This is a genomic window from Nostoc sp. (assembly GCF_036917135.1).
GTDB lineage: Bacteria > Cyanobacteriota > Cyanobacteriia > Cyanobacteriales > Nostocaceae > Nostoc.
Genome location: NZ_JBALEA010000033.1, coordinates 42,167 through 67,914 on the forward strand (window position 1 = coordinate 42,167; position 25,748 = coordinate 67,914).

23 protein-coding genes are annotated in these 25,748 nt (G+C 40.4%); 9 read left to right on the forward strand and 14 right to left on the reverse strand.

Translation table 11 applies throughout. The features are described 5' to 3' along the window. Positions 1 to 211: 211 nt before the first annotated feature. Positions 212 to 1,444: a DUF4336 domain-containing protein gene (locus V7K50_RS09950; RefSeq protein ID WP_334959539.1), complete on the reverse strand. Its 1,233-nt coding sequence runs from the start codon at positions 1,442 to 1,444 to the stop codon at positions 212 to 214. A gap of 700 nt (positions 1,445 to 2,144) precedes the next feature. On the opposite strand from V7K50_RS09950, the gene V7K50_RS09955 reads away from it, so the two are divergent. The 6 genes from V7K50_RS09955 to V7K50_RS09980 all read left to right on the forward strand — a co-directional run bounded on the left by V7K50_RS09955 (position 2,145) and on the right by V7K50_RS09980 (position 8,043). Beyond that, entirely contained in the window at positions 2,145 to 3,344 is a 1,200-nt protein-coding gene (locus V7K50_RS09955) for a trypsin-like serine peptidase (protein WP_334959541.1), read from the forward strand. 748 nt (positions 3,345 to 4,092) lie between these two features. After that, positions 4,093 to 5,187 carry a phosphotransacetylase family protein gene (locus V7K50_RS09960; RefSeq protein ID WP_334959543.1) on the forward strand — a complete coding sequence of 365 codons (1,095 nt, stop codon included), beginning with the start codon at positions 4,093 to 4,095 and terminating at the stop codon, positions 5,185 to 5,187. Positions 5,188 to 5,272: 85 nt separating this feature from the next. Then, positions 5,273 to 6,175, forward strand: coding sequence for a helix-turn-helix transcriptional regulator (locus V7K50_RS09965; protein WP_334959545.1), 903 nt, complete (start codon positions 5,273 to 5,275; stop codon positions 6,173 to 6,175). A gap of 84 nt (positions 6,176 to 6,259) precedes the next feature. After that, the gene (locus V7K50_RS09970) at positions 6,260 to 6,763 is read left to right on the forward strand and encodes a DNA recombination-mediator protein A (protein WP_100902618.1); all 504 of its coding nucleotides are present in this window, start codon (positions 6,260 to 6,262) and stop codon (positions 6,761 to 6,763) included. A 102-nt stretch (positions 6,764 to 6,865) separates the two neighbouring features. After that, entirely contained in the window at positions 6,866 to 7,264 is a 399-nt protein-coding gene (locus V7K50_RS09975; protein WP_334959547.1) for an MAPEG family protein, read from the forward strand. Between the two features lie 287 nt (positions 7,265 to 7,551). Further along, entirely contained in the window at positions 7,552 to 8,043 is a 492-nt protein-coding gene (locus tag V7K50_RS09980) for a YajQ family cyclic di-GMP-binding protein (RefSeq protein WP_292765941.1), read from the forward strand. A 70-nt stretch (positions 8,044 to 8,113) separates the two neighbouring features. Here the strand turns inward: V7K50_RS09980 and V7K50_RS09985 are convergent, their stop codons facing one another. Then, on the reverse strand, positions 8,114 to 8,671 hold the full coding sequence (locus V7K50_RS09985) for a glutathione S-transferase family protein (RefSeq protein ID WP_334959549.1): 558 nt from the start codon (positions 8,669 to 8,671) through the stop codon (positions 8,114 to 8,116). Positions 8,672 to 8,677: 6 nt separating this feature from the next. Next, complete coding sequence (locus V7K50_RS09990; RefSeq protein ID WP_334959550.1) at positions 8,678 to 9,142, reverse strand: hypothetical protein; 465 nt, start codon at positions 9,140 to 9,142, stop codon at positions 8,678 to 8,680. A 681-nt stretch (positions 9,143 to 9,823) separates the two neighbouring features. Between V7K50_RS09990 and V7K50_RS09995 the strand changes: the two genes are divergently transcribed. Beyond that, positions 9,824 to 10,543 carry a tetratricopeptide repeat protein gene (locus V7K50_RS09995; RefSeq protein ID WP_334959552.1) on the forward strand — a complete coding sequence of 240 codons (720 nt, stop codon included), beginning with the start codon at positions 9,824 to 9,826 and terminating at the stop codon, positions 10,541 to 10,543. Between the two features lie 226 nt (positions 10,544 to 10,769). On the opposite strand, the gene V7K50_RS10000 is transcribed toward V7K50_RS09995, so the two are convergent. Then, positions 10,770 to 11,180, reverse strand: a complete 411-nt coding sequence (locus V7K50_RS10000; RefSeq protein ID WP_334959554.1) for a hypothetical protein — start codon at positions 11,178 to 11,180, stop codon at positions 10,770 to 10,772. 251 nt (positions 11,181 to 11,431) lie between these two features. Beyond that, positions 11,432 to 11,521 (reverse strand): photosystem I reaction center subunit XII, encoded by a 90-nt coding sequence (gene psaM, locus V7K50_RS10005; RefSeq protein ID WP_040630342.1) that lies wholly within the window; start codon positions 11,519 to 11,521, stop codon positions 11,432 to 11,434. Between the two features lie 200 nt (positions 11,522 to 11,721). Here psaM and V7K50_RS10010 point away from each other — a divergent pair, with 200 nt between their 5' ends. Beyond that, positions 11,722 to 12,984 carry an FGGY-family carbohydrate kinase gene (locus tag V7K50_RS10010; RefSeq protein WP_334959555.1) on the forward strand — a complete coding sequence of 421 codons (1,263 nt, stop codon included), beginning with the start codon at positions 11,722 to 11,724 and terminating at the stop codon, positions 12,982 to 12,984. Here the strand turns inward: V7K50_RS10010 and V7K50_RS10015 are convergent, their stop codons facing one another. The 9 genes from V7K50_RS10015 to V7K50_RS10055 form a co-directional block, all read right to left on the reverse strand. Next, a complete protein-coding gene (locus V7K50_RS10015) occupies positions 12,985 to 13,137 on the reverse strand; it encodes a hypothetical protein (protein ID WP_334802156.1) in 153 nt (50 codons plus the stop codon). Positions 13,138 to 13,190: 53 nt separating this feature from the next. Beyond that, positions 13,191 to 14,390 (reverse strand): McrC family protein, encoded by a 1,200-nt coding sequence (locus tag V7K50_RS10020; RefSeq protein WP_334959557.1) that lies wholly within the window; start codon positions 14,388 to 14,390, stop codon positions 13,191 to 13,193. Beyond that, positions 14,381 to 15,958: an McrB family protein gene (locus V7K50_RS10025; RefSeq protein ID WP_334959559.1), complete on the reverse strand. Its 1,578-nt coding sequence runs from the start codon at positions 15,956 to 15,958 to the stop codon at positions 14,381 to 14,383. The genes V7K50_RS10020 and V7K50_RS10025 overlap by 10 nt, the downstream gene beginning before the upstream one ends. A 57-nt stretch (positions 15,959 to 16,015) precedes the next feature. After that, the gene (locus tag V7K50_RS10030; protein WP_334959561.1) at positions 16,016 to 16,492 is read right to left on the reverse strand and encodes an ASCH domain-containing protein; all 477 of its coding nucleotides are present in this window, start codon (positions 16,490 to 16,492) and stop codon (positions 16,016 to 16,018) included. Positions 16,493 to 16,502: 10 nt separating this feature from the next. Next, positions 16,503 to 18,611 carry a GNAT family N-acetyltransferase gene (locus V7K50_RS10035; protein ID WP_334959563.1) on the reverse strand — a complete coding sequence of 703 codons (2,109 nt, stop codon included), beginning with the start codon at positions 18,609 to 18,611 and terminating at the stop codon, positions 16,503 to 16,505. Between the two features lie 495 nt (positions 18,612 to 19,106). Further along, positions 19,107 to 19,412 (reverse strand): hypothetical protein, encoded by a 306-nt coding sequence (locus V7K50_RS10040; RefSeq protein ID WP_334959565.1) that lies wholly within the window; start codon positions 19,410 to 19,412, stop codon positions 19,107 to 19,109. A 443-nt stretch (positions 19,413 to 19,855) separates the two neighbouring features. Further along, entirely contained in the window at positions 19,856 to 20,455 is a 600-nt protein-coding gene (gene coaE, locus V7K50_RS10045; RefSeq protein WP_334959567.1) for a dephospho-CoA kinase, read from the reverse strand. A gap of 55 nt (positions 20,456 to 20,510) precedes the next feature. Beyond that, positions 20,511 to 22,118: a uroporphyrinogen-III C-methyltransferase gene (gene cobA, locus V7K50_RS10050; RefSeq protein WP_442944570.1), complete on the reverse strand. Its 1,608-nt coding sequence runs from the start codon at positions 22,116 to 22,118 to the stop codon at positions 20,511 to 20,513. Between the two features lie 55 nt (positions 22,119 to 22,173). After that, a complete protein-coding gene (locus tag V7K50_RS10055; RefSeq protein ID WP_334959569.1) occupies positions 22,174 to 23,097 on the reverse strand; it encodes a tetratricopeptide repeat protein in 924 nt (307 codons plus the stop codon). Positions 23,098 to 23,369: 272 nt separating this feature from the next. Between V7K50_RS10055 and V7K50_RS10060 the strand changes: the two genes are divergently transcribed. Beyond that, positions 23,370 to 25,499: a pentapeptide repeat-containing protein gene (locus V7K50_RS10060; RefSeq protein WP_334959571.1), complete on the forward strand. Its 2,130-nt coding sequence runs from the start codon at positions 23,370 to 23,372 to the stop codon at positions 25,497 to 25,499. Positions 25,500 to 25,748: the final 249 nt, after the last annotated feature.

Here is a 25,748-nt window from a genome sequence, read left to right on the forward strand (position 1 = left end):
TCTTTTTTCTCATGAATAATTCAGGATTGCTATAGCAATTTCTGAAGCACAGCAGTTATAGCAACGGACAAGGAGGTTAGGACATTAACTGATGATAAAACCTATATACAAACAGACTTTCAACCCAGTCCCCAGCGATGCACTGAGCTTGTCGTTGGCGCAGCCTCTCGTAGAGAAGTGTCCCCAGTCCCCTGCTATATCAAAAATTCTCCTACACCTTCTCCTTTGCAGCTGGCACAATGCCAAACTTATTTAAACCGGCATCGATTTGCCTAAGTGCTTTAAAATCCTCCTCTGGCAAAAGGTAGCTGCTACTACTTAATAAACCTCCACTCACAGCAGGCTGCTTTGACAAAAAAGAGAAAGCTTGGCGAAACTGCTGCGGTTCGGCTTGAATCGGTGAATCAAAGTGGCAGGGAATAATCCACCGAAAGTCCCAACTTGCAACTTTATCAGCCCAGTCAATGGTTTCTTGCGGTGCGCGGTTGAGAATCAACGTTTGTAAAATTGGTGCGACAAACAAACGCCCATTCCCTCGTAGAGCATCAAACGATCGCTGCCAATCTGACTGCCATTTAAAGGGGTACAATCCAAAATAAGCTTTCTTTGAGCGTTCTGGTGCTTTCATGGCATCTTCCAACACCTGACGCCATTGCAGTATATCTAGTGCCCTTGGTTGAAAGTACAAAGCAAATAAACAGATGCGCTGCCAACCTTTACGGCGATTTACCTCAATGTCTGCAACAATATCAGCAGCATGATCCTTGGCATGGAATAATAAGGGATATGGATCTAAAAGAACGATCGCAGGTGGATCTTCTGAGATCGAAAGTACTGAGTCTGTTACTAAAAGAGTATGCGATCGCTTGTGGAAAAAAGCAACTTCCGCAAACCGACCAGTCCCAAGAGCGATGGGGCCGAGCATTGCATAATCAAACTCATCAGCAAAGGGTGTTTTGCTACTATCATCTGGTAGTACTTGAGTTCGTTTTGGCGGTAAACCAAGCCAACTGAGGGGGAGATTTAGCGGAAAACTCCACTGATGGGGAGCCACAAACACCTGTGCTGTCGGAAAGTATCTGGCGAAGGGACCGACAAAAACTTTGTGTTCTATACCAGAGATAGTTGGCAAAATGATGTACTTAACATTACCCTGTTTTGCCACCAACTCATTTACAAGCCGGATGCACTCTGGGGTTGGTGCAACAGGTGCGTAGACGAGAAGACCCCCAGTTTCCAGCTTAACCACAGTCATACGAATCGGCACAACAACGTAGAAAATGCCCTGAATCTGGTCAAAATTCCAGATTGTGCCCTTGACAACTTCTTTGCGGATTGTCTGCCGTCTGCCATAAGGGTAGAGTGGCACAACAGGCCATAATCTCCATAAAAAGTCTTTTGGATCAATCTGTTGTGTATTGACTATGCGTTCATCATCAGCCACTCTGCGACCCCCTCTAAATTCCCGGCTCAAATTGTTTTTATTTGCTATCTCCAAAGTTGGAGTTTAGCAAATTATTGAGATAATAATACCAATTCGTAATGGGCTACGCCCCGCTACGCTAACGTAATTAGTAATTCGTAATATCTTTGATGCAGTTTATTCACGATAAAAAGCATGAGCAAATATAGAATTTTAAAACCTGAGCAAACTTACACTTTTAGTCAATTACTTTTTGTTACCTAACCCAACAATAATTTAATAACGCTTAATTATTATCTATAAATAAAATAAATGCCATCCAAAGGAATGTGTTAAAATTGCTATTTACATAAATCCTCTATATTCTCTTAGTATCTACTGTCATAAAAGATTGTGTACATATATATTGAGAAATACTGAGGAATATTTGAACCTAATAAGAGTTTAATTCAAGTCCCAATTGAAAGTTTTGTATGGGAATTCAAAAAGAACATTATTAACTATAGCAGCCGCCAGGTTGGTTAGGATGCTGTACGAAGAACATCTTCCATTCTGACTGATTATACTGTTTGTCCTAACCATCTTGGCGGTTGCTATAACAATAAAATTAACCAAATCTAGTGTGAATTTAAAAAAACTTAATCAACAGTTTGCATAAAAACCCCTACAGTACCTGAATTACAGATATATCAACTAACCTGCGAGTAAGGGCAAATCTACTATGAGGCAAAAGTCTATTGCTGTGTTAAAAGTCTCTTTTTTGGCTGCTTCTCTAGCCATCTTGCAAACATCTGTGTTTGCAGAAAATTCAGAACAAGCAAGCTCTGGGGCAGCACCAACAGTCAAAGTACCTATAAATCAACAGCCCCTATTTACACCTAATGAGCCTGAAGTCCAAAGTAATGCTCAGAGCATTAATACCACGCAAACTTTCTGGACTCCTGAGAGAATGAGAAAAGCTAAACCTTTACCTTTGCCTAGATCCTCTCAGGGCGTTGTCACAGGAGTAACAATTCAAGATATAGGTCATATAGGTAAGTCACAAGCAAGCTCTGGGGCAGCACCAAGAGTCAAAGTACCTATTAATCAACAGCCGCTATTTACACCTAATAAGCGGAAATTCCAAAGTAACAGCATTCAGCCCGACAATGAGGGTACAAAAAGTGCCAGTTTTACCAGTTCTGAGCTAGTTCCTCTATCAGCAGATTTATCCTATCCGTATGTAGCATCAGGGAAACTTTTCTTTTCCAACTCCGAAGGTGATTTTCTGTGTTCTGCGGCTGTCATCAAACCAAGACTTATCCTAACGGCAGGTCACTGCGTTCACAGTGGAAGTGGAGGGAACAATGGTTTCTACAGTAACTTCGTATTTATTCCTGCTTATAGAGATGGTACTGCCCCATATGGGCAGTGGTCTTGGAGCCATGTTATTACAACAAACACTTGGATTACAGGTAGTGGTTCAGAACCCAATGCTGCCGACTATGCAATTATCGAACTCTCAGACCAGTCATTTAACGGAGTTAGCACGACAATAGGTAGTGTAGTTGGCTACTTCGGAACTAAAACTCTCGATCTTTTGCCGAATCACGTTACTATGCTGGGATATCCAGGTAATCTAGACAGCGGTGAAAAAATGCATCAGATTACAGCAGGAAGTTATGGTAGTGGAGGCAATAACACAGCTATATATGGTTCCGATATGTCAGAGGGGTCTAGTGGAGGACCTTGGGTGGAGAATTTTGGTGTTGCTGCTGATGGACAAGTTAATGGGTCAGATACAAGTCTCAACGAAATTGTTGGTCTTACCTCATACGGACCCACTGCTGTCGGGCCTCTTTACCAAGGCAGCTCGATTCTCGACAGCCGATTCACCTCTATATTGAACACAGCGTGTGCTTGGAATCCTGGTAACTGTTAATCAGATTCTTGCGAAGATATTTGTTGGGTAACGCATTAGACTTATCCGAAAGTTAGGTTTTTACGCTTGCTTTACAAGGATTTGATACTCATTCGCGGATATGTCTATTGCCTCAACCCAACCTACGAATATTCTTAACCTACGCAGTATTGATACAGATAGCTGCGTAGCAAAAGTCAATTCAAGCAAACTCAAACTCACTTAATTGAGTCCGTTTGAACGGACTGAGGCTATAAGCCTGAAACTTAAGTCTTAGGCTCATAGCAATGAAGCTTTTAGGGACTTCCAGAAAATAAATTATCCAATTTAAGTAGGTCGGCGTAAATAATTATCGTTGGGATAAAGCAGGGAGCAGGGGGCACTTAGCTGGGGGAAAAAGAGTTTGAGCCTTGTTTACTTTTCTTCACGCAGTTTGGTTTTATTGCGCCCACTTACTTACTCAGATAATATTTTCTTTGTCCCCCTGCTAAGAGATCCCTGCCCCCCTGCTTACACAGCGATAGGATATTTTTTTAGTTGCAAGTCCCTTAGTTTGGTTGTTGGTAATGACAAGGCTTGAAGAGTAGACGTACAGGCTAGCAGAGCCGACACAAGGAAAGAAAACCTCTGTCCTGTCTTACCCCTGCTTATTCAGAAGGTAATTCTGGGAAACCTTAATTTGTGAGAGCGAGAGGCTTTTGCCAGAAGGAACTAGAATTAGAAAACACCTAGCTGGGTTCTTCTGAATTTTGAAATTAGGAGTGCATGTGTGCCAAAATCCCCTAAATATTTGCTGATTGGCTCAACGGAAAATTATAGCGGTAAATCTGCAACTGTTCTGGGTTTGTCTCATCAGCTACAGCAAAAAGGTCTGGATATTACCTACGGTAAACCGCTCGGTACGTGTTTCAATTCCTCTAGCGGAACCGTAATCGAGGAAGATGTCCAGTTCATCGCTCTTAGCCTCAATTTGCCGGAAAACCGCATTGCACCTACAATGCTGGCTTTGGATGAACCAAATGTGCAAAAGCGCTTGCAGGGGGAAGACAAAACCGATTATCAGCAGTCCCTAATACAGCAATACTTACATAAGTCTCAAGGAGATTTGGTATTACTAGAGGGTCCTGGTGATTTGTCGGAAGGCAATTTGTTTGACTTGTCTTTGCTGCAAATGGCTGAAGTCTTGGATGCTGCTGTGCTGTTAGTAGGCCGCTATAAATCGTTGCTTTCGGTTGAGGCTCTATTGGCTGCAAAACGGCGTGTAGGCGATCGCTTGATTGGAGTTGTGATCAATGATATCCCTGTCACCCAACTAGAAGCGGTTGACACTATCTTGCACCCATTTTTGGAACAGCAGGGTATTCCGGTGCTAGCAATGCTGCCAAGCAGCGATTTGCTTCGGAGTGTGAGTGTTGGCGAACTAGTCAAGCAGTTAAAGGCTGATGTTCTCTGTCGTAACGATCGCATGGATTTGTTGGTGGAAAGTCTGGCAATTGGAGCGATGAATGTCAATTCAGCTGTGAAATATTTCCGCAAACGCCGAAATATGGCAGTGGTGACAGGGGGCGATCGGGTGGAAATTCAGCAAGCGGCTTTAGAAACTTCTACCCAATGTTTAATTCTCACCGGGCAACTACCACCGCCACCGTTCATTCTCAGTCGCGCTGAAGAGCTAGAAATCCCTATTTTGTCTGTTGACTTAGACACCCTGACTACTGTCGGAATTGTTGACCGCACTTTTGGTCAAGTCCGTGTCCACGAGCCGATTAAGGTTCAGTATATTCGCCAGTTGATGTCCGAGCATTTTGACATTGACCGCTTGTTATCTAAACTAGGTTTAACTCCCGCAGCCGCATTGTCTTAGATTCATGGATGTAATAACTCGTGTAATCAAACAAGATACATCATAATCTAGTGATGGCTATGGAAGTCACTGGAACTAGGAGAAAATGGATTTAACGGCAATTGATCCCCTAAAACTACCCTCCCTTCCATTGGAGAAAAAAGCTGATCTCCCTGACTGTCCAGCCATCTATTTTGCGATTTCTGATTCTGGGGAAATCCTCTACATAGGCAGGACTGGGGATCTTGCACGTCGTTGGATATCACATCATAGATTTAAAGAAATTATTGATTTGGGAAATGTCAAGTTAGCTTGGCTACAATGCGTAGATCCTTCCATTCTGAAAACTCTTGAGGCCAAGTTGATTTATGCACTCAAGCCAAAGCTCAACGAACAACTGCCATTCAGCAATACACTTCTTCACAAAGCCGATCAAAGTAGAAATCCGACAAAAACAGAGGGTAGCAAATTAGCGCACGCAATATTAGCGGCTCTGGTTGAGGCACCCTGTAGTGGGTATGATTTAGCCAAACGATTCGATGGCTCTGTAGGCTTTTTCTGGTCAGCAAGTCACCAGCAGATTTATCGGGAGTTGTCGAAGCTAGAAGATCAAGGATGGATCAGTTCCGAGTTGATTCTTCAAGCCGAACGGCCAGATAAAAGGCTCTACAGCGTTACAAACTTGGGAGAACAGCACCTCAAAGAGTGGATTGCTCAACCTTGTGAACCCACACCAATTAAAGATGATTTACTCGTTAAAATTTTTGCCGGTCCGATTGTCCCTAAGCAAATTATCTTGGCAGAGCTAGAACATCACCAAAAAGCCCATCAAAAAAAATTGTCTACATACCATAACTTAGAACAGCTTTACTTTCAGAATCCGCAAGAACTGCCAGAAACAGGCAAATTTCAGTACTTGACTCTCTTAAATGGCATTAGTTATGAAACACATTGGCTAGCCTGGTGTTACCAAGTAATGGAGTTACTGAACCAAAGAATCGAAAATTAGTCGCAATGTCTAACTTAAGTTTTCCTCGTATCTACACGCTGTTTGGTAGAATATCTGGGTCGTTTAATCTGATTTTCTCCATCTTTGAGCCAATCAACAGACCTTATTAACCTCGATACATTAGCGCAAGAACTGGCGACAATCCAGCAAACAGGTTCTAAAAGAATCGCCTTACTGGGTTCTCGTCATGTACCGATTACGCATCAGAATCTGATTGAAATGATGACTTATGCCCTAGTTTTATCGGGTAATCGAATCATTACTTCTGGTGCTACAGGTACAAATTCCGCGGCCATCAAGGGAGCAACCCGGGCTGATGCCAATTTGTTGACGGTGATTCTACCCCAAAGCCTGGAACGCCAGCCTTTGGAATCACGCCAGCAACTAGAACAGGTAATGCATCTAGTCGAAAATCCCAGTAATGATACTCTGTCCCTTGCTGAAGCTAGTTACCTGTGCAACAAAGAGATCGTCTCGCGTTGTCAGCAACTAATTTGCTTTGCGTTTCACGACAGTCGCACCCTGTTACAAACTTGTCAGGATGCAGAAGAACAAAGAAAAGTGGTGACGCTTTTCTACTTTGATTAGTCATTTGTCATTTGTCTTTTGTCATTTGTCTTTGGTATTTGACTAATGACTGATGACTGATGACTGATGACCGATGACTAATAACTAATGATTAATTAAGTAATGATAATTTTTTTGTACTCCATCGCTGCTGCTGTCGTTCTAATTTATGTGCCATTTTTGGTGGTAGCTTATGCCCGTGTGCGTATTGGCCCTGAAATGCTTTCTACTCCTCGCGCCCTGTTAGATAAATTGCCACCTTATGCACAACGGGCTACTTGGGCGCATCAGAACACCTTTGAAGCCTTTATGATATTTGCCGCCGCCGCATTGATGGCATACATAACTGGTGTAAATTCTTTTACAGCCCAAGTAGCTGCGATCGCCTTTGTGGTAGCCCGTTTGCTATACTCAATTTTTTATATTTTGAATATACCCCTTTTGCGATCGCTCATGTTTGCCATTGGCATCTTTAGCTCTGGCACTCTCTTTTTCTTGAGCATTATCCAAACTAGTAGTTAATTGGGGAGTGGGGACACTTCTCTACGAGAGGCTGCGCCAACGACAAGCTCAGTGCATCGCTGGGGACTAGGGACTAGGGACTGGGGAAAGAAATGAGGGAGACAAAAGAGAGGAAAATAATAATGCCCAATACAACTCTTGGAGAGGCTGCGCCAACGGCTTTGCGGTAGTTGAATCTCGACTTCGCTCGATTACCGCGTAGTGGAAACTCAGTACAAGTGCCCAATGCCCCAATGCAATGCCCCATACCCAATCTAAAATCTAAAATCTAAAATCCAAAATATTTTATGGCTTCTACTTTTTCCTTTGACATTGTGAGCGACTTTGACCGACAAGAGTTAGTTAACGCTGTCGATCAAGTAATCCGAGACATCAAAGGTCGTTACGACCTCAAAGACACTCAAACTACTGTCGAGTTAGTCGAAGAAAGCATTAACGTTAGCACTGACAGTGAGTTTACCCTAGATTCTATACACGACATCCTCCGGGAAAAAGCTGCCAAGCGTAACCTATCCCAAAAAATATTTGATTTTGGCAAGGTTGAATCAGCCAGTGGTAATCGGGTGCGTCAAGAAATCAAACTCAAAAAAGGCATCAGTCAGGAAATTGCCAAGCAAATTTCCAAATTGATTCGGGACGAATTCAAAAAGGTACAAGCCTCAATTCAAGGTGATGCTGTGCGGGTTTCTGCCAAATCTAAAGATGACTTACAAGTAGTCATGCAACGTCTGAAACAAGAAGACTACCCAGTTGCTTTACAATTTACAAATTATCGTTAAAAGATTCGTAATTCGTAGTTCAAAATTTAACTACGAACTACGAATTACGAATTACAAATTACGAATTATTTTAAGCTCCTCCGCCAATAGTTTTTTGAAATGCCGGACGCTCAGATAACTGCTTCATATAGTTCAACACCTCTGGGTAGGAACTAAGGTCTAGCTTTAGCATAATGGGAATGTAAGTCAGAATAGATCCCACTGCCACATCAACAACAGTGAACTCATTACCCAGTAAAAAAGGTTGCTTACTGAAAATTTCATTTAACGGAGTCAACAAGCGGGGCATTTCTCGTTCCCGATTTGTTTCTACAAAAACCCCTGTAGCGAGGGTAGCATTGGCAAACAATACCCATTGGGAAAATACAGCGCGTTCCTCTAGTGAAAGTGGAGTTTTAGCGTACTTATCAGCAAGATACAGCAAAATTGCCCCAGATTCCCAAAGCTGAAAATCCCCATCAACAATTGCTGGAACTTTACCAAATGGGTTAATTGCCAAATATTCAGGCTTGAGGTGTTCACCCGCCTGCATATCCAGTTTGACAAATTCGTAGGAAACTCCTAGTTCCTCTAAATACCAATGAACAATTGAGGCTCGACTACGAGCGCCGCCGTAAAGTTTTAGCATAATTACTTAAAGAACTTTGTGAGTGTGAGAATGCTGTTTAACATTGTCTTCTTTGGTAACAACTCTAGCGGCGTTTAACACCCGCTTGCGTTCAATGGAATACTTAAAATCACCGTAGTTTGTACCCAAGGGAATTAAAGATTTTGCAGATTCACGACGCTTGTAGGTACGAGCTGCTGCAAATGACCGTGGCACAAATTCCTCTCCAAACTGAGCCGACTCTGGAAAGCCATCTGGCAGCAGTTGGGAATCGCCATCCAGCAAAGATCCCAAAGTTGTGGCATGAGCCAGCTTATAGGAGGTAGGGATGCCCTTTAACAGCGCTTCTAAAGCCGCAGAGGGAATTGGTTCTATAACTTCGATTTGATAAACTTCTCCATCTTCTTTGACGAAGCAGGTTGCCAAGCCGATGACAATGTAATCATCGGTTGCTAAATCAGGGGCATTGGGATAAGAAGTTGCGGTTGTCATTGGGAAATTTCTCAGAACTTAAAAATTTAATCTAGGGAATGGGGCATTGGGCACTTGTACTGAGTTTCGACTACGCGGTAATCGAGCGAAGTCGAGATTCAACTACCGCGTTCGCGTAGCGTCTCGTAGAGAAGCCGTTGGCGCAGCCTCTCCAAGAGTTGTATCGGGTATTGGGCACTTGTACTGAGCGTACCCCTTCCCTACGGGACGCTACGCGAACGGGGAAGCAAGCTACGCGTAGCGTCTCGTAGAGAAGCCGAAGTATTGGGCATGGAGGAAGAGTGGAAAGTGAATTTTCCGCAGTCCCCAGTCCCCAGCGATGCACTGAGCTTGTCGTTGGCGCAGCCTCTCGTAGACAAGTGTCCCCAATCCCTCATCCCCTCTTTAACGAACGGCTTGTTGGCATTCTACCAATTTGTCGCTCTCGCTACTTAACTAGTCTTTGAGATTGACATCTGCTATTTCTGGAATTCACCTTCGAGATCAAGTATCCATGATTAGGTTTAAGGAGCAATTGTTTATTTAGGGCGTAGATTTCTACTGCTGTGAGTAGTTTAAATTCAGTCTTGAGATGGCTTTCAAGTAACCATGAGTACCTCAAGAATAGACACAGTGGTAAAACCACTATCGGTAAAAAACTAGACTTTTATTTTATAAAACAGGGATTTCAGGCAGGAAAAGATGAATATTCACTCATTTTTAGCTGACGATGACCAGCAAAGTAAGCAATATAAGTATGTTCTAAATACTACAAATAAACTTCAAGATCAGAGAACAAACGATCGCAGCGAATCTACTTTAGGGAATAACTACTTACGCTCTTTTGCTTTAAAGTTAGCTCAACAAGGAGATTATACTGAAGCGATCGCACTTTTAACCCAACTAATCTGCCGCCACCCCCAGAATGCCGTTGATTACAACAATCGGGGGCTAATTTATTTTCAAGGTGGCGAAAGGCAAAAAGCTTTTTACGACTACAACACCGCCCTCAACCTAAATCCAAATTTGGCTAGCGCTTACAATAATCGGGCAAATTACTACGCGGCTTGTGGAGATTTAGCAACAGCACTTACCGACTACGATCAAGCAATTAATTTAAATCCTTGCCACATCCGGGCGTGGATTAACCGAGGCATTACCTGGCGTGATTTGGGGCAATATGAGGAGGCAATTGAGAATTTTGAGGTAGCACTGCTTTTCGGTCAACTAGAAGGTCATATCTGGGGTGAACGCGGCAGAACTTACCATCTTTGGGGCGACTGGAATTGTGCGATCGCAGATTATCGTCGCGCCCTCACTCAACTGCCCTCTCTTGACAACAGTAAGGATATTACTGGTTATCGCTTGCGTTTACAACTCGAAAATTGGCTCAATGAGTTGCTGTCTGAATCAGCGTCCTAATTGGTAGATTAGTCCTTCTGGAGGATTCAAAATTCAAAATAATTGATTAAATTTTGAATTAGAGTTTAGTGACGCTGTATCGCTAATGACTAATAGATGATAACTACATAGCTGTTCAAAAATTAGCTATTAACCATTACTTATTAGCAATAATATAAATTAACACCCAGTTTATACTTAGCCAGAATCATAACAAGCCTAAATAATCCCAAATTCGCCATTTATTTTAGGGTGATGAGTCTGTTTGTTCATCTTCTCGGCGATCTGGATTCATCAACACTACCCGACGCTGACTCGGATCAAATCGATATCCTTGTTGTTGTCTAATAATTTTAGCTTGTTGCGGATCGAAGTTACGGCTAAATTCCGTCTGCAAATCATTGACATGCCCTTCCATCAGCTTGACTTCAGTACTAACTTCTTGCAACTTTGCTTGCTGCAACCAATGATAAGGCAAAAGTTGCGCCAAAGCAGATGCGGAAACGGCTGTAATGACAAGATTAACCGCAATTTTGGCAGTGCTTTCTAGTGCCATCACCTGGTAAGAACGTTGACGAAGATGCCGCTTTGGTCGAGGAGTGACCCGGCTTTTTTGTATAGGTTGTGACGGTGGTCTGGATGGTTTAATCGCGTTCATGATGCTAAAAGATAACCTCGCGTAGTGAAGGGAAGCACTGTAAAAGCCCTCTGGTGCTAATTACTGCTTGATTTAGCTGTCATATTACTTCATTTTTTTGAAATAGCTACAAGTGTTGTACCAGTTAAAAAATAACCTGGCTTACGTAAGTGCAAGGTTTCTAGGTACTTATGGCATAAAACCACAAGTTCTGGAAATTGCACCCCGTACTGCCAGGATTATTAGCTTTTTAACTGTGTCACATCGGAGCGTTATTTGTAAAGTTCTGTGGCTAACCGCCAAGCGAGAACTCCTGGGATCAGCGCCACAACTAGAGCGATGTAGACTTGAGTATCCGAGATGGAAGATATCTGAGCGATGTACAGAGTATCTAAGATAGGCATGGCTGAAAACCTCCTAACCAGAATAGATTTTGAACAGTTCGTTTACTACTTTTCCTTGTTTTGCCAGAATTGGGGAATATCTTGTTACAAGATGCAACAAAAGCAATTATTAGTCAGTAGTCTTTATTTATTCTCCATTAAAAAAATTTATAAAAATTATGAATTTGTATTTAGGTATCGACTTCGGCACATCTGGCGCACGCGGCGTGGTAATTGACGAGGAAGCTTCTGACATTCAAGCTGAGGTACGATATCCCTTCCAAGACTCACTAGCCGCCGTTACGCCCAAAATTTGGCAGGAGGCTTTGTTTGTGCTGGTGGAACAAATACCTGAAAAGTTGCGGCGAAAAATTAAAGCGATCGCCATTAATGGCACTTCTTCCACCGTCTTACTGGTCGATGCTGCTGGCAACCCAACAGATGCACCATTGCTGTATAACGATGGGCGGGGATCATCTGTCCTAGAGCATTTGAGAAGTATCGCTCCCGCCAATCATACCGTGTTAAGTGCCACTTCCAGCCTCGCCAAACTTTTGTGGATGAGGCAATTATCCTCTTTTAGTGAAGCTAAATATTTCCTGCATCAAGCAGATTGGCTGGCGTTTCTCCTACATGGACAGTTGGGTATTAGCGATTACCATAATGCTTTAAAGCTGGGTTATGACGTGGAAGAGTTAAAATACCCAGAATGGCTAGAATTGCTGCAAATACCGATTCAGCTACCCAAAGTTTTAACTCCTGGTACTCCGATTGCCGAATTGCGTCCTGAAATTGCGGATAAGTTCGGTTTGGGCGGTGATTGTCTGGTATGTGCTGGTACAACTGATAGTATTGCTGCTTTTCTCGCTAGTGGGGCAAAATTACCTGGTGAAGCGGTGACTTCTCTTGGTTCCACGTTGGTACTAAAGTTGTTAAGTCGTACCCGTGTAGAAGATGCCAGATATGGGATTTACAGCCATCGCCTGGGTGATTTGTGGCTGACTGGTGGTGCTTCTAATACTGGGGGTGCAGTACTTAAGCAATTTTTCACAAAGGCTGAGTTAGAAAGCTTTAGCCGGGAGATTGATGGATCAAAAGCCAGCGAGTTAGATTATTATCCGTTGTTGAAGGTAGGCGATCGCTTTCCCGTTAATGATCCCAATTTACCCCCACGATTGGAACCACGCCCAGACAACCCCGTGGAATTTCTGCATGGATTGTTAGAAAGTATTGCCCGCATAGAAGCGCGAGGCTATGAATTATTACAACATAAGGGCGCAGACAAGTTGAGTCGTGTTTATACTGCTGGCGGTGGTGCGGCGAATCATACTTGGACAGAAATTAGGGCGCGTCATTTGCAGGTTCCTGTAGTAGCGTCAGTATACACAGAAGCTGCTTATGGGACGGCGCTGTTGGCTATGGGGGATGGAAGAAGGGATTAATCAACAGCGCATCTTTTGGTAGATATCTTCTAAATCAGTATCTATCCCAGTGACAATCAATATATCTCGGACGATACTTGGATGATTAGATACCGGACTATAGATTCCAGGTTGATCATCTGGGCAGCTATTCGGGGATGGGTGCTTCGCCACAAGCGAATGTCATCTATCCCCTTTACTAATTAGGGGTATGAATTATGAGGAGATTAGAAGAAAATAAAAAGGTTTTTTAAGAAGTTTTGACCTGCGCGATCGAGATTATCATCTAGGGAAAAAGTGAGGCTGTGGACTCGGATTTGATCGCTTTTAATATCTAGTGGCTGTGTCAATTCTTTGGGGTATATCAAAAAGGCTTGCTTGCATTTTGTTGTGTTGGCATAGCTGATCATTTGATGAATATCTGTATTTCCTCGCTGTTCTGGGGCTTTATACTTTGTATCTAAAACTGCTATTGTTTTACCACTAGCAGCATCACACAGTAATATATCTATACTGAAGTGCCTATTCTGACTAATTTCTATCGGATGTTGCTGTTTGAAAAAATAGCCTTCTGGGGTGTTTTTCTGAAGCCATTCTGCAACAAAAAGCTCATATAGATGTGCCATCTCGACGAGAAAGGGTAGGGTTTTGTAATTTCCCTTTTCATGACTGGGACTACTATTTTCTAAAAAGAATCGACATAAATGATGTAATAGTTCATAGTCTGGATTGAGGCGATTGTACTGTCTGGTAATACAATCTTCTGCGGTACAAGGTTGTAGCGTTACTAATCCTTGTAGAGCGTGATAAGCTTTTCGTACAGTTGGTGATACTCTTTCTGAACATAAACTGCTACGACCAATGATATAAAGTGTCCATACCAGGATTTGATTTTCTTTAATATCAGCCGTATGTTCTTCGTAATCGCATTTAAGTTTAACATTCCACGGCTTTTGAATGACCTGTCGCATATCTAGCCTTCCCCGCACATAAGAAGACTGCTGTGTTTTAGGCAAATAAGTACGATATAATCCTTTGCGGCATCGCTCTAAAACTTGATGGGATAATATCTGAGCCAGATTATTATAAAATTCCTCTAGAGATTCACAATCGATCATCCCTTCGAGAAAGCGAAACCCTTTTAAATTGTAGGCATATTCCAGCATTCCGAAGAGGTTTTTGATAGGGACTTTCGGATTTATTTTGAGATGCAATTCAGGAGTTACAGGAATGTAACCTACCCATCCTTTAGCTTTCAGTTTCCAATGTTCTCTCGTTTTATAGGTAGGAAATTCTATATCTACTTGTGTTTTGTATTTCTCGTATAACTCAACCCCGGCTGAATCGGGTATTTCATCACGCTGAAATGATTTATTTTCGTATTCTGTAAGTTCAATAATTCTTGGTTTTGCTGAGTTTAGATCCATAGTTGATTTTTTATTTCATCCCAGCGAAACTCATCTACTTTTTCTAGTTTGTTAAAAAAGTACTCTTCTAAATATGGCTCAATTTCCATACGCCATATATCTTCTATATCTTCACGTAGGTTGTCTGTTAAAAAGAATGAAATACCAATTTCGTAATTTTTATCTGCGATCGCCTGATTTAATTGCTGTAAAATCTTAATTAATCCCTCTACTGGAAAACCTATTTTTAGGTGATAACGTCGCAGGATATCATAATTTGGGCGAAGTTCAATAAATGCAAACCGGCGACGTAGCGCATGATCTATATTGGCAATAGACCTATCTGCTGTATTCATCGTGCCAATAATGCGGACATTTTTTGGGATGCGAAACCTGTTACCGCCAGCTAATGGAATTTCTCTATCTCGATACTCAAGCAAGTACATTAATTCACCAAAAACTTGAGCTAAATTTGCACGATTTATTTCATCGATAATTAGAACACAAATATCTTTACGATACTCAGCTTTTTTACAAAATTCCAAAAATCTTCCTGGAACCAGTGGATATGCTAATATTCCATTTTGGCTTTGGGGACGAATACCTTGAATAAAGTCTTCATAAGAGTACGCTGGATGAAATTGAACCAGTTCTGAAAATCCTTCACCGTCTGCAATTAAATATTTGGCAAGTTTTTCAGCAAGATAAGTTTTTCCTGTTCCAGGTGAACCATATAAAATTGCTTGACCTTTACGATTAATCGTGCGTATCCAGCTTTCTAGTATTGTTTCATTAAGACCTATTTCTTCAGTAAGTTGAGACAAAGTATATTCTGGAAACTTAATTTCTTTACTCAAATAAGTGGTATTTTTGAGGTTGTAATTGCTGAAGTCATATTTCTTCACCTCTACCAGCCAGTGAGAGAACATATCAAACAGGTCATTATCTCGCAAAGCTGGTACACCTGGTTGGCGCATCACTTTAGCAAATTCTTTAATCAGTTGGTGTCCTGTACTGTTGGCTGCTGGATAATCTATCAGCCTTGCTTTATAGTCTGTATTAGCAAAATAGTTGATTACTCGCAGCAATTCATTGTTGAGCAAAAGGAATTCATCTGGTCGAAGGCTGTTAAGGACAGGCGTGAGTATTTCCGTTTGGAAATCCTTAGAATAGGGCATCTGTGAAAATTCTTTACAAGCTGCTGATAATTGCTCTGGATTATCATTGCAGCAACGAACAAAATTCCAAATCGCAAGATAAATTTGCTGCCAATTTTCGGGTTTTGCCCACTTTGCTCCCTCAAACAATTCTTTTATATCTTTTGTCACAGACGAAGCAACATGAATCCAAGCTCCCCTTTGAGCATTTTTGGTATTGTTATCGTAAGGTAGCAATAGAGGTAGCAACAATGATTCTGTTACGTTTTCTCCAGAGTCTACTGCTACTGCAATCGCTTCAAAATCACGACATCTCTGCTGACGCTGTTGAGTATATGAGTTTGTATGACTTATGCCAGATGGTGTGTAGGGATATGAGATTATGAATTCCTGAAATAAACTCACAAATTCAGATTTATGGTCAGCTAGCATGATCATTAATTAACTTTAGATGATTTGATAAATAATTTATTTATAATCAAAATCTATTTATTTACACGAAGAATTTATTGTTATACCTTGCATCATAGACTCAAACATCTTGAACTCACTTTCCTTTAAGTAACGATAACTTTGCGGAGGGCGAAATTCTGGTATTTTCTCTCTTAGCTGTGTTAACTCAATAGGATCTGGTAAAGTTTTTATATTTTTTACAAAAATACCAACTATTACTGAAGCACCATCATAATAACTTTGAAATTCTTTAGAACTAATTCCCGCTATATTTTTGACCTGATTCCAAAACTCATTTAAGTCTTTCGGGAATTTTTTAATTTCTATTTGAGTAATATACTTTACTTCAAATGAACCTACTAAAGCTTTTTTGGGAGATGAGACATAGACTAGAACCAAGTCATCCATATTTAATCGAGAGCGAACACGACGGAGTTCTACTTGTTTCTTTCCAGAAAATATTTTTTCTGCGTATTTAGGTTTGATTGACAATAAAAGTATGTTGTTAGGCATGAAACTTTATCTATATCTTATTGGCATATCCTAAATTATATAACTTTTTAAACGAATCGTTGCTAATTTTACAAATCGACTGGAATGATTCTTTTTTATTAATAATTTTTTGAACTTGCTTGAAATTTATAGGAAATTTAAATAACTCAGTATTGCTGAATCTAATTGCCATAATATTGCCATCTTTATCTTGATTTACATTCATAATATCAGCCAACTTATAAACTCCTAGCCTTTGAAAACGTTGATAAAGATTTTTAGGTTGATCGATGATAATCTCATCTAGAAACGAGCAGGCTCGAACAGAGCTTATTCCACAGTAAAAATTATAATCACCCTGGCTCACATACCAAATAATCCTACATGGAGCTTTTAAGCCTCTTGAGTTCCTAACTGATCGATAGTAGACGGCTTCACGGTTAAAAGCAAGTTCTATTTTTGATCCAAATAGAGTTTGACTAGCCAAATTTGAATCAAATAAATCTTGTGCCCATCTGGGTTGAATGGGAATGATAAAATTGGGTATTTCAGCATCAATAATCTTTCCTGGAAAAAGGAATCGTTCAATATTTGCTGATGCTTGAACATCTGTAGTTAAGTTGTTTGTATTGAGACTATCAGCAATTTGAATGCAAAAATTATATTCTTGCCCTAAATTAGAGGCTAAAGTAGCGAGGCGCATTGATAACTGAGATGCAGTTTCAGCAACTGCTAAGTTTATCTTTAACCATCCGTTATTAACTCGGATAAAATTATCTTCCTGAATAGCTGTAATAACAGTTTCGTCTAAAGTTAAGTCAGTAATTCTAGTAAATTGCCGATGTTCATTAGCAGAATGTAATACTGATTGAAAAATCAAGTGCCGTACCAGTGTAGCTGATAAGTGATTATTCCCAACTCGGAGAAGTGGAACTTCTAGCTCATTTTTTTTATATTTACCATACACAAATAAAGCAAGTGGTTTATTTTCTCCTTCGACAACTATATAACAATCAAATTTGTCTACTTCAGTGAGAAATCGACGTAACTGCTGTTGAAATGCAGTTTTTGTTTCACCTTGATTTATACAAGTAAAATAATTGGTCAACAAATCTTCTTGTCCCCTTTGAACTGGTACTTGCTTTAGGAGAGTACCAGCCAAACGTACAGGCTGATAATCAGGCTTATTGCGAAGCTCGTCTAATTGAGTAAGCAGTTCATTAGGAGTAAGAATAGAGAGCCTAAATCTATCATAAATTTCATCTGTAATATCTAACAGTTCTTTTTTATTGGTTACGAATACGTGAGAGTCTGAGGCTATAGCTCTGGCTAAATGACGTACATCAAGTTCAGAAAAAATTATATTTTTTGGATATATAAACTTTTTGAGATTTTGGCATATTTCATCTAAATTTTTACTTAGAGAGGGTAAGCTGACAAAACGTTTTGCTAGTTGTCTTTGTGATTCTCTTTCCTTATCATCATTAACAAGACTTATATAGTTAAATATTTCATCGGTAATGCATAATTCTAACTCTGGCTCTAACCAATCAGCCAATAGTAATCTAGATTCTTCATTACTGCTATATTCATCTCTATATAAATTAAAAAAGATATTGGCATCGATAACAACGCATAGCTTTGACTCAAGTTTTTGAATGTGAGTATTAGAAAATAGGTTTTGATGCCCGTGATCAAACCACCAAAAAGTTAGCAACTTCTTATCTTTACTCTTTCCTTCTTTCTCATATTGAGGAACGAAACCTAATTTTGACCACATACCTGCTAAGTCATAATCACGACGGCAGTTTAAGCCAATACCTGTATATTTTTCTTGAGTTATTTGTTTGAGGTGATTGACAAGTAACCTTGCCACTTTCTTGTTTTGATGCTCCCCATCAACGCAAAGATGAACGATTGTGATCCGATCATAGGAATGTCGATATAACAAATAGCCAATGCATCCTGCTTGAGGATCAAGAGCTACAAGTATCTGGCGATTCTTTGCATGGTCTGCAAAAGCACCTTTAGGGAAAAAGCCAAGGGTTGTCCTATTCATACCCCATAGTTTTATAACGGCTGGTAAATGTGGTGATCTATCGTTAATCTCTTCAATTTTTATCTGACTGTCTTTTGCCACTTATTTTATACCTCTTTAACTAGAACATTCACTTACTGTTATTAAAATGGGAGCGCCTTAACACTTATCACATTTAGGAACTAAAATATAGCTTGCTACCGCAGGCTTTGTCTGTGTAACCCCAGACTTATAAAATACTGTCAATTTTTTAACAAACCGCCATCGAGCAGCGTCTCGTTAGAGAAGGACACCAAGGACGCAAAGCCAGAGAAGGAAGAAATGCTTAACCCAAATTGAGTTCTAACTAGCTTACCGTCGCTAAGGTAACAGGTGTATTAAGGCGATCGCAACAAACTTCACTGGGAATATTAAGCGATCGCAGTGATGGTAAAAGAAAGCCAAATTGTGGGTTGAAAGTAACTTTACTTGTTATCTTACGAGAGGAATACTTTAATAGCTCATTTTTTGATAAACTTAAAATAGATCCATTCTTTCTATTATTCTCTAGTAGAAGAAGAGTCTTCAGATATTTAATTGAAGCAACTGATTTTCATATTATTCAATCGGTACTTGCTTAAGTAAAGCTATCCACATATCAGATGGATCGGAGTAGTAATCAATTTCTTCAACTTGATATTGATAAGATTCACAACCTTGTCGTAAAATAATGCGATCGCAGGGTTTGATGCCTTTTCCTACACCAGTCATGTACCCAATCATTCCTTCATTGATGCGCTCAAATACGTAGTCACTTCCCGAAACTTGTTGGCTGTAATCGTGTATTTTCTTTTTATGTTTTAATTCCTTTATTGGAGAGATAATCAGAGTTAATTTGTTTAAAAAAGTAAAACTTAAGTTCATACCTGTTCTGATTGAAGAGAAGGCATTTAATAAAAATTTCAAAATAGAACTGATAATTAAAAGATCAGTTATTCGCAAACTTAATTTTGAGATATTAATACTTATTATATCCGAAATAGTATTTTATGTAAAACAAATCATTGATATCATTAATGATTCTATATATATCAGGTGAAATTACCTGTTGCTAATACTATTGATTACTTGATTGCCAGAAATGTTGAGTGTCTAATAAAATATCCGAGTTGAGATCAGCTATTTTTTACTGGCAAATTAAATTTACAATAATATTAACCATATATTCAACTGTAAAATCACCGAATCACTAGATAATATTTTGTCAGACATGAGTGTTTTTTGCTATAACAGATGATATTAATTTATCAAAATTTTATATTTTGATAATAATGTCCCCCAGATGGATTTTTTAAGATCAATAGACTCTAGTCTCGGCTACTGCTAGTTTGTAGGGCTATATCCACCTGTTTGAGCAGTACTTCTAGGGTGGAGGAGTTATCTAAAACAACATCTGCATGAGCCACTTTTTCTTCGATAGATAATTGGCTGTTAATTCTGGCTTGTGCCTGTTCTTTATTTAAATGGTTTCGTTGGATCAATCTTTGTAGTTGTTGCTCTTGGGAACAACGCACTACCCAAATTTCTGTAACTAAATCAGTCATCCCAGCTTCAAATAATAAAGGCACTACTAACACCAGTGTTTGTAAGGAGGACTGGGCAATTGCTTTGAAGAAGCGATCGCGCACATCAGGATGAATCAAATCGTCTATCCAGTTGCGTTCATCTTGATGATTAAAGATAATTTCGCCTAGCTTTTGGCGGTTGAGGCTGCCATCTGGTAGTAAAATTTGTTCGCCATAACGCCCGGCGATCGCACCCAGAATAGGCGAACCTAAAGATACTGCCTCTCTAGCATATATATCTGCATCCAAAATCGGCAGATTATAAGTGCTGGCTAAATAATTGGTGACAGTAGTTTTACCAGTGGCAATACCTCCGGTTAAGCCGATTATACGTTTAGTCATTGGGTATGGGGTATTCTTTCTCAAGCTGCTTCCTCATCTCCCTGATCCCCCTCATTTAAGAATTTTTCGCCCATATTATCAATGCTTTGGTTAAACCATCTAAAGTATATTCTTCAGCTTCTACATCCACTCGTCCGAATAAAACATGACAAGTTTTAGAGGTTTGAGGCCCGATAGAGGCAATACAAACTCCTTCTAAGAATTGACTCGCATTAGCATTATAATTGCTGGAAAATATATGGTTAGTAAGTTGACAGAAAAATTGTACAGTTTTAGAACTGGCAAAGGTAATCACATCTACCTTGCCGTTTTGGAGAGCTAACTCTGCCGCAGGTGGGATACTATTAGGACAACACGATTGATATGCAGCAACTTCTATCACCTTTGCTCCCTTAACAGTTAATTCTTTAACTAAAACTTCTCTGCCGCCGCTTTCCACTCTGGGAAATAAAACCTTTTTACCATCCAGTTTCTCTGGGAAATTTTCTACTAAAGAATCGGCAACAAAGTTGGGGGGAATAAAATCTGCTTGCAGAGAGTGTTGCTTGAGACTATGGGCTGTTTTCTCGCCAACAACGGCAATTTTAACGCCAGCTAAGGCACGGGTATCTTTACCTTGAGCAATTAGCCTTTCAAAAAAGTAGTCTATGCCATTGGTAGAAGTAAGAATTAACCAGTCAAATTCAGATAAATGAGCGATCGCATTATCTAAATCTTCCCAACTGGAGGGCGGGCCGATTTCTAAGGTAGGCATTTCGATGACTGTTGCACCTAATGCCATGAGGCGATCGCTAAATTGGCTCGACTGTCCAACGGAACGTGTCACCAAGATTGTTTTACCAGTAAGGGCAAGGGGAGATTGGGGGAAGTTGCTTAACATAGCAGGGGGGCTAAGAGTTTTGGCTGTAGTCGAATTCTGATCATCTATTTTCTCAGGTTGTAGGTACTTCCGTAGCCCAACAACTTCACCAATCACAATTACCGCCGGAGAAAGGGATAATTCGGTGGTTTGTTCCACAATATTCCCCAGTTGCGCGATCCAAATTTGTTGATCGGGAGTTCCTGCCCAACGGATGATGGCAATAGGTGTTAAGTGCGATCGCCCATATCGCACCAGCTGATGTACAATCTCTGGTAGATGTTGACCCCCCATCAAAATTACCAGTGTCTCTAAGCGTGACAGTGCCTCCCAGTCCAAAACCTCTGGTTCGTGAGCGGTAAACACTGCAAAGCAGCGACTCAACACCGGATCTGTGAGGGGAATTCCTGCTAACAAAGGTGCTGCAAGAGCTGAGGAAATTCCTGGTACTAGTTCAAAATCACAACCGGATGCTTTCAAAGCTTCAATTTCGGAAGTACAACGCCCAAAAATCAACGGATCGCCTGATTTAAGTCGGACAACTTGTTTTCCTTGTAGACAGTGGTTTACCAGTAACTTGTTAATTTCTGCTTGGCTTGTACTAGGTTTACCGCCCCGTTTGCCAACATCCAACTTCAGGCAATTATCTGGTACACACTGCAATAATTGAGCATCTACTAAAGCATCGTAGACTAACACCTGAGCAGCAGCTAAGAGATTGTAAGCTTTTACTGTCAGGTATGCCGCATCTCCAGGCCCAGCACCTACGAGGTAGACTTTGCCTATTTCTTGAGTCACGATCATTTGTCATTTATCAATAGTTCTTCTTTCCCAATCCCCAATCCCCAATCCCCTTTATTCAATTCGTTCGGGTATTAATTTTTTGGATTACTTGATCAACTTGCTCAACCATCTCCTTGTTTTCCTCAGCTTGAAATAACTCTCTGGCTTTTTTAAGATTAAAAACCGCTTCTTCTAGCTGTTGTTCCCTTCCCAAGGTGATGCCCAAATTATAGTAAGCATAAGCATAGTTGGGTACAAGGCTAATGGCTTTTTTGTAATGTGCGATCGCTTCTTGTGGCTTACCTTGATCGTCCATTGCATTTGCCAAACCCGTGTAAGCTTGTGCGTGTTTGGGATCGAGGCGAATCGCTTCGGTATATTCGGCAACTGCCTCTGCTAGGTTCTGTTGAGCGTATAAAGCACTTGCTAAATTATAGTGAGCATCTGCATACTTAGGATCAAAACTTATGGCTTTTTTGTAATGTGCGATCGCTTCTTCTAATTTGCCTTGAGCGTAGAGAGCATTTCCCAAGGCGTTATAACCTGCTGAATTTTTCGGATCTAAGACAATGGCTGCTGTATATTCTGCCACTGCTTCTGTTGGTTTTCCTTGAGCATACAAGGCGTTCCCTAAGTAATAGTGAGCGTCTGCATACTTAGGATAAAAGGTGATGGCTTGATTGTATAGTGCGATCGCTTCTTCTGGTTTACCTTGAGCGTCAAGAGTATTTCCCAAGCCAATATAAGCTTGTACAAAGTTGGGTTCTAGTTCAATTGCCTTCCGAAAAGCCGCCTCTGCTCCTTTTAAATCTCCTTGTTTATAGAGATTATTTCCTTGCTCAAAGTTAGCAGCTGCATTTTTGTTCTCAGTAAGTGCTGCTTGATTTGAGTCTGGAATTTTTGCTAAAACAACGCCAACATCTTTACCAAAGGCAGTATTCCCATTATTCAAACACAAGCAGATAATAGCTGCTACCAGTAGATTCTTGTTTTTCAGCATTTTTATTACCTTACCTGCTTGGTTTATATAGGAATCCGATTTGATTTCTGAAAAAATCTAAGTATATGTAGGGTGTGTTACCACGAAGTGTAACGCACCGTATTCTGGACTTTAGTGCGGCGCTTGGCGACAACACACCCTACGTATTCGTTCAAAAATCAAATATGAATCCTATATGTAATATAGATTTTACTGAATATCTAGACTCTAACAGATTTTTGTGCTATCTCTAAAATCAAATATACATCAGCCCTACATAATACTTACTTGCTATGTATAACCCTTCTGGTCGTCGAGACTTAAGAAATCAGAACTATCGTGGACAGGATTTAAGAAGAGAAAACTTTAGTGGAGCAGACCTTCGAGGAGCAGACCTTCGAGGAGCAAATCTCCGCAATGTCGATTTTAACAATGCCGAAATCCAAGGGGCGAATTTTCATGGCGCAAATCTTTGTGAGGCAAACTTTACCCATGCCTCAGCCAGTGTTGATCCTTCACTCCCTAAAGTAGATTTTAGCAATGCGAAAATGGAAGGAACAAACTTTACAGATGCTCTACTTAATCAGGCGAATTTTACCGGAGCGCAAGCAGGGTTGACTCGCTCTTGGTCATTTATTTTATACGGCATCCATATATTTTTATGTTTGATTTCAGCGTTTACAACGACTATAAGTATTACATTTTTACTATATTTTTTCCGTAATTCTCGTCAAAAACCATCTTTTCTATTTTCAATATTTATAGCATTTTCATCAGTTATTATTATTATGATTACACGTACATTTTTACTCAATTTTCTTCGTGATTGGGTGTTGACTTCTGTAATATCAGGAGTTGTTGCAATTGTTATCGTACTTATTGTTGCATTAATAATAGCAACAAATGAAGAAGAAGATTTGAGTAGTTTTTTTATGACTGCATTATTATTGGTTCTAATCTTAATAGTTATAACAAAGGCGACAATATTTGCGATTTATGAGGACTCGCTGCCTCCCGAATTAGGACATATTGTTTATAATTTGGGCAGTCACGCGAAGAACCCCAATAACCCCAATATTACAAATGGTGCATGGATTTCAGCATTTCTCGCATCAATAATTGGAGCGATTTTTGGTTGTTGGTTCTCTCGCTCGGCGATTACTGAAAATACTCAGTTTAATTGGCTTTGGAGGCTGTACATTAGAATAGCCACTCATGGAGGAACTCTTTTTAATGAGGCTGATTTGACTGACGCTACTTTTACTTCAGCTACTCTTAAAGGTGCAAATTTCAAAAAAGCAATAATTACAAGAACCCGTTGGCGAGGAGTTAACTCCTTAGAACATGCTCGTGTTGGAAATAGCTATCTTAAGTACCTAAAAGTTAGACAATTGGTTCTGGGACGAAATGTAAAAGACAAAGAATTTAATGGTCTAAACCTTGAAGGTATCAACTTAGAGGAAGCCAATTTATTTAAATCTAGCTTTATTGGAACAAATCTTAATCGGGCAAGTCTGAGGGGTTCTAACTTGGAGCATGCAAACCTACAGCAAGCTAAACTAGATGGTGCAAACTTAAGTAACACCCGTTTAACTGGCGCTTGCTTAGAGGATTGGACTATTGATGAAACGACAATTCTCAGCAAGGTGATATGCGACTATATATTTCTGGAGGAGCTTCCTGATCCTATGGCGGGTCGGCGACGCTTCCCTCCTAGCCCGAACAATTTTAGATATGGGGACTTCGAGAAGTTTTTCAGAAAGGATAATTCAATCCTGCAATTGCTCATTCGCAGCGAGGATAACCGACAAGCTTTAACTGCTGCGTTTCGACAGCTGATGCACGGAAACCATTATCAATTACAGGGGTTCGAGATGATGGGAGAGGATGCTCTGGTTAAGATCCAAGTTCCCAATCATGCTGACACAAGCGCAGTTGAAAACAAGTTTTATCAGACATACAAAACTGAATTGGAGCAAGTTGAGCAAAACCATCTACAAGACCCTGGGTCGGACAAACATGACAATCAACTGTCTCTGGCAGAAGTTATCTTTAAAGCACTTGAAATGGGAGCTAATATGAGCGGTGATCGTGTAATTAATCTTAATGGTGATGGCAATTACAATGAATCCATCAGTGGAACTTATGTTCAGCGTGATTATATTGTGAATATGAGTCAGGATTTGGCTCAAGCAGCAACTCAGATACAAACTTTGATCGAACAGTTGCAACATCAAGGCGTAAATGTTGATGTTGCCCAAAAGCAAGTTGCAACGGAACTGGCAACTCAGGCTCAAGATAACCCGACAATGAAAGCGAAACTCGTGAAGTGGGGGCAATCTTTAGGCGATGCGACAGTGAGTGATGTAGTCAAAGGGGCTGTTAAACTTGCTATTCGCTCAGTGGGAATCCCATTGCCCTGAACAAGAGGGACAGCGATCGCGCCTAGCGTGGGTTTCCTAAGAGAACTCCACAGAATGATTGATCCTATGATTCAGAGAGAGATAATTTCAGCGTGCATCCTACCTCATGTCTTTAAGAGTGAAAAGTCAACCTTGAAAATTATTGCAAAGTGCCAAATTCCAGATTCCAATTTTACGAGCCAAATTAACCTGTGATCGCAGGTTAATTTCCCCATCTAGTCGCACAGAATCTATTCTGAATTCTGGCTC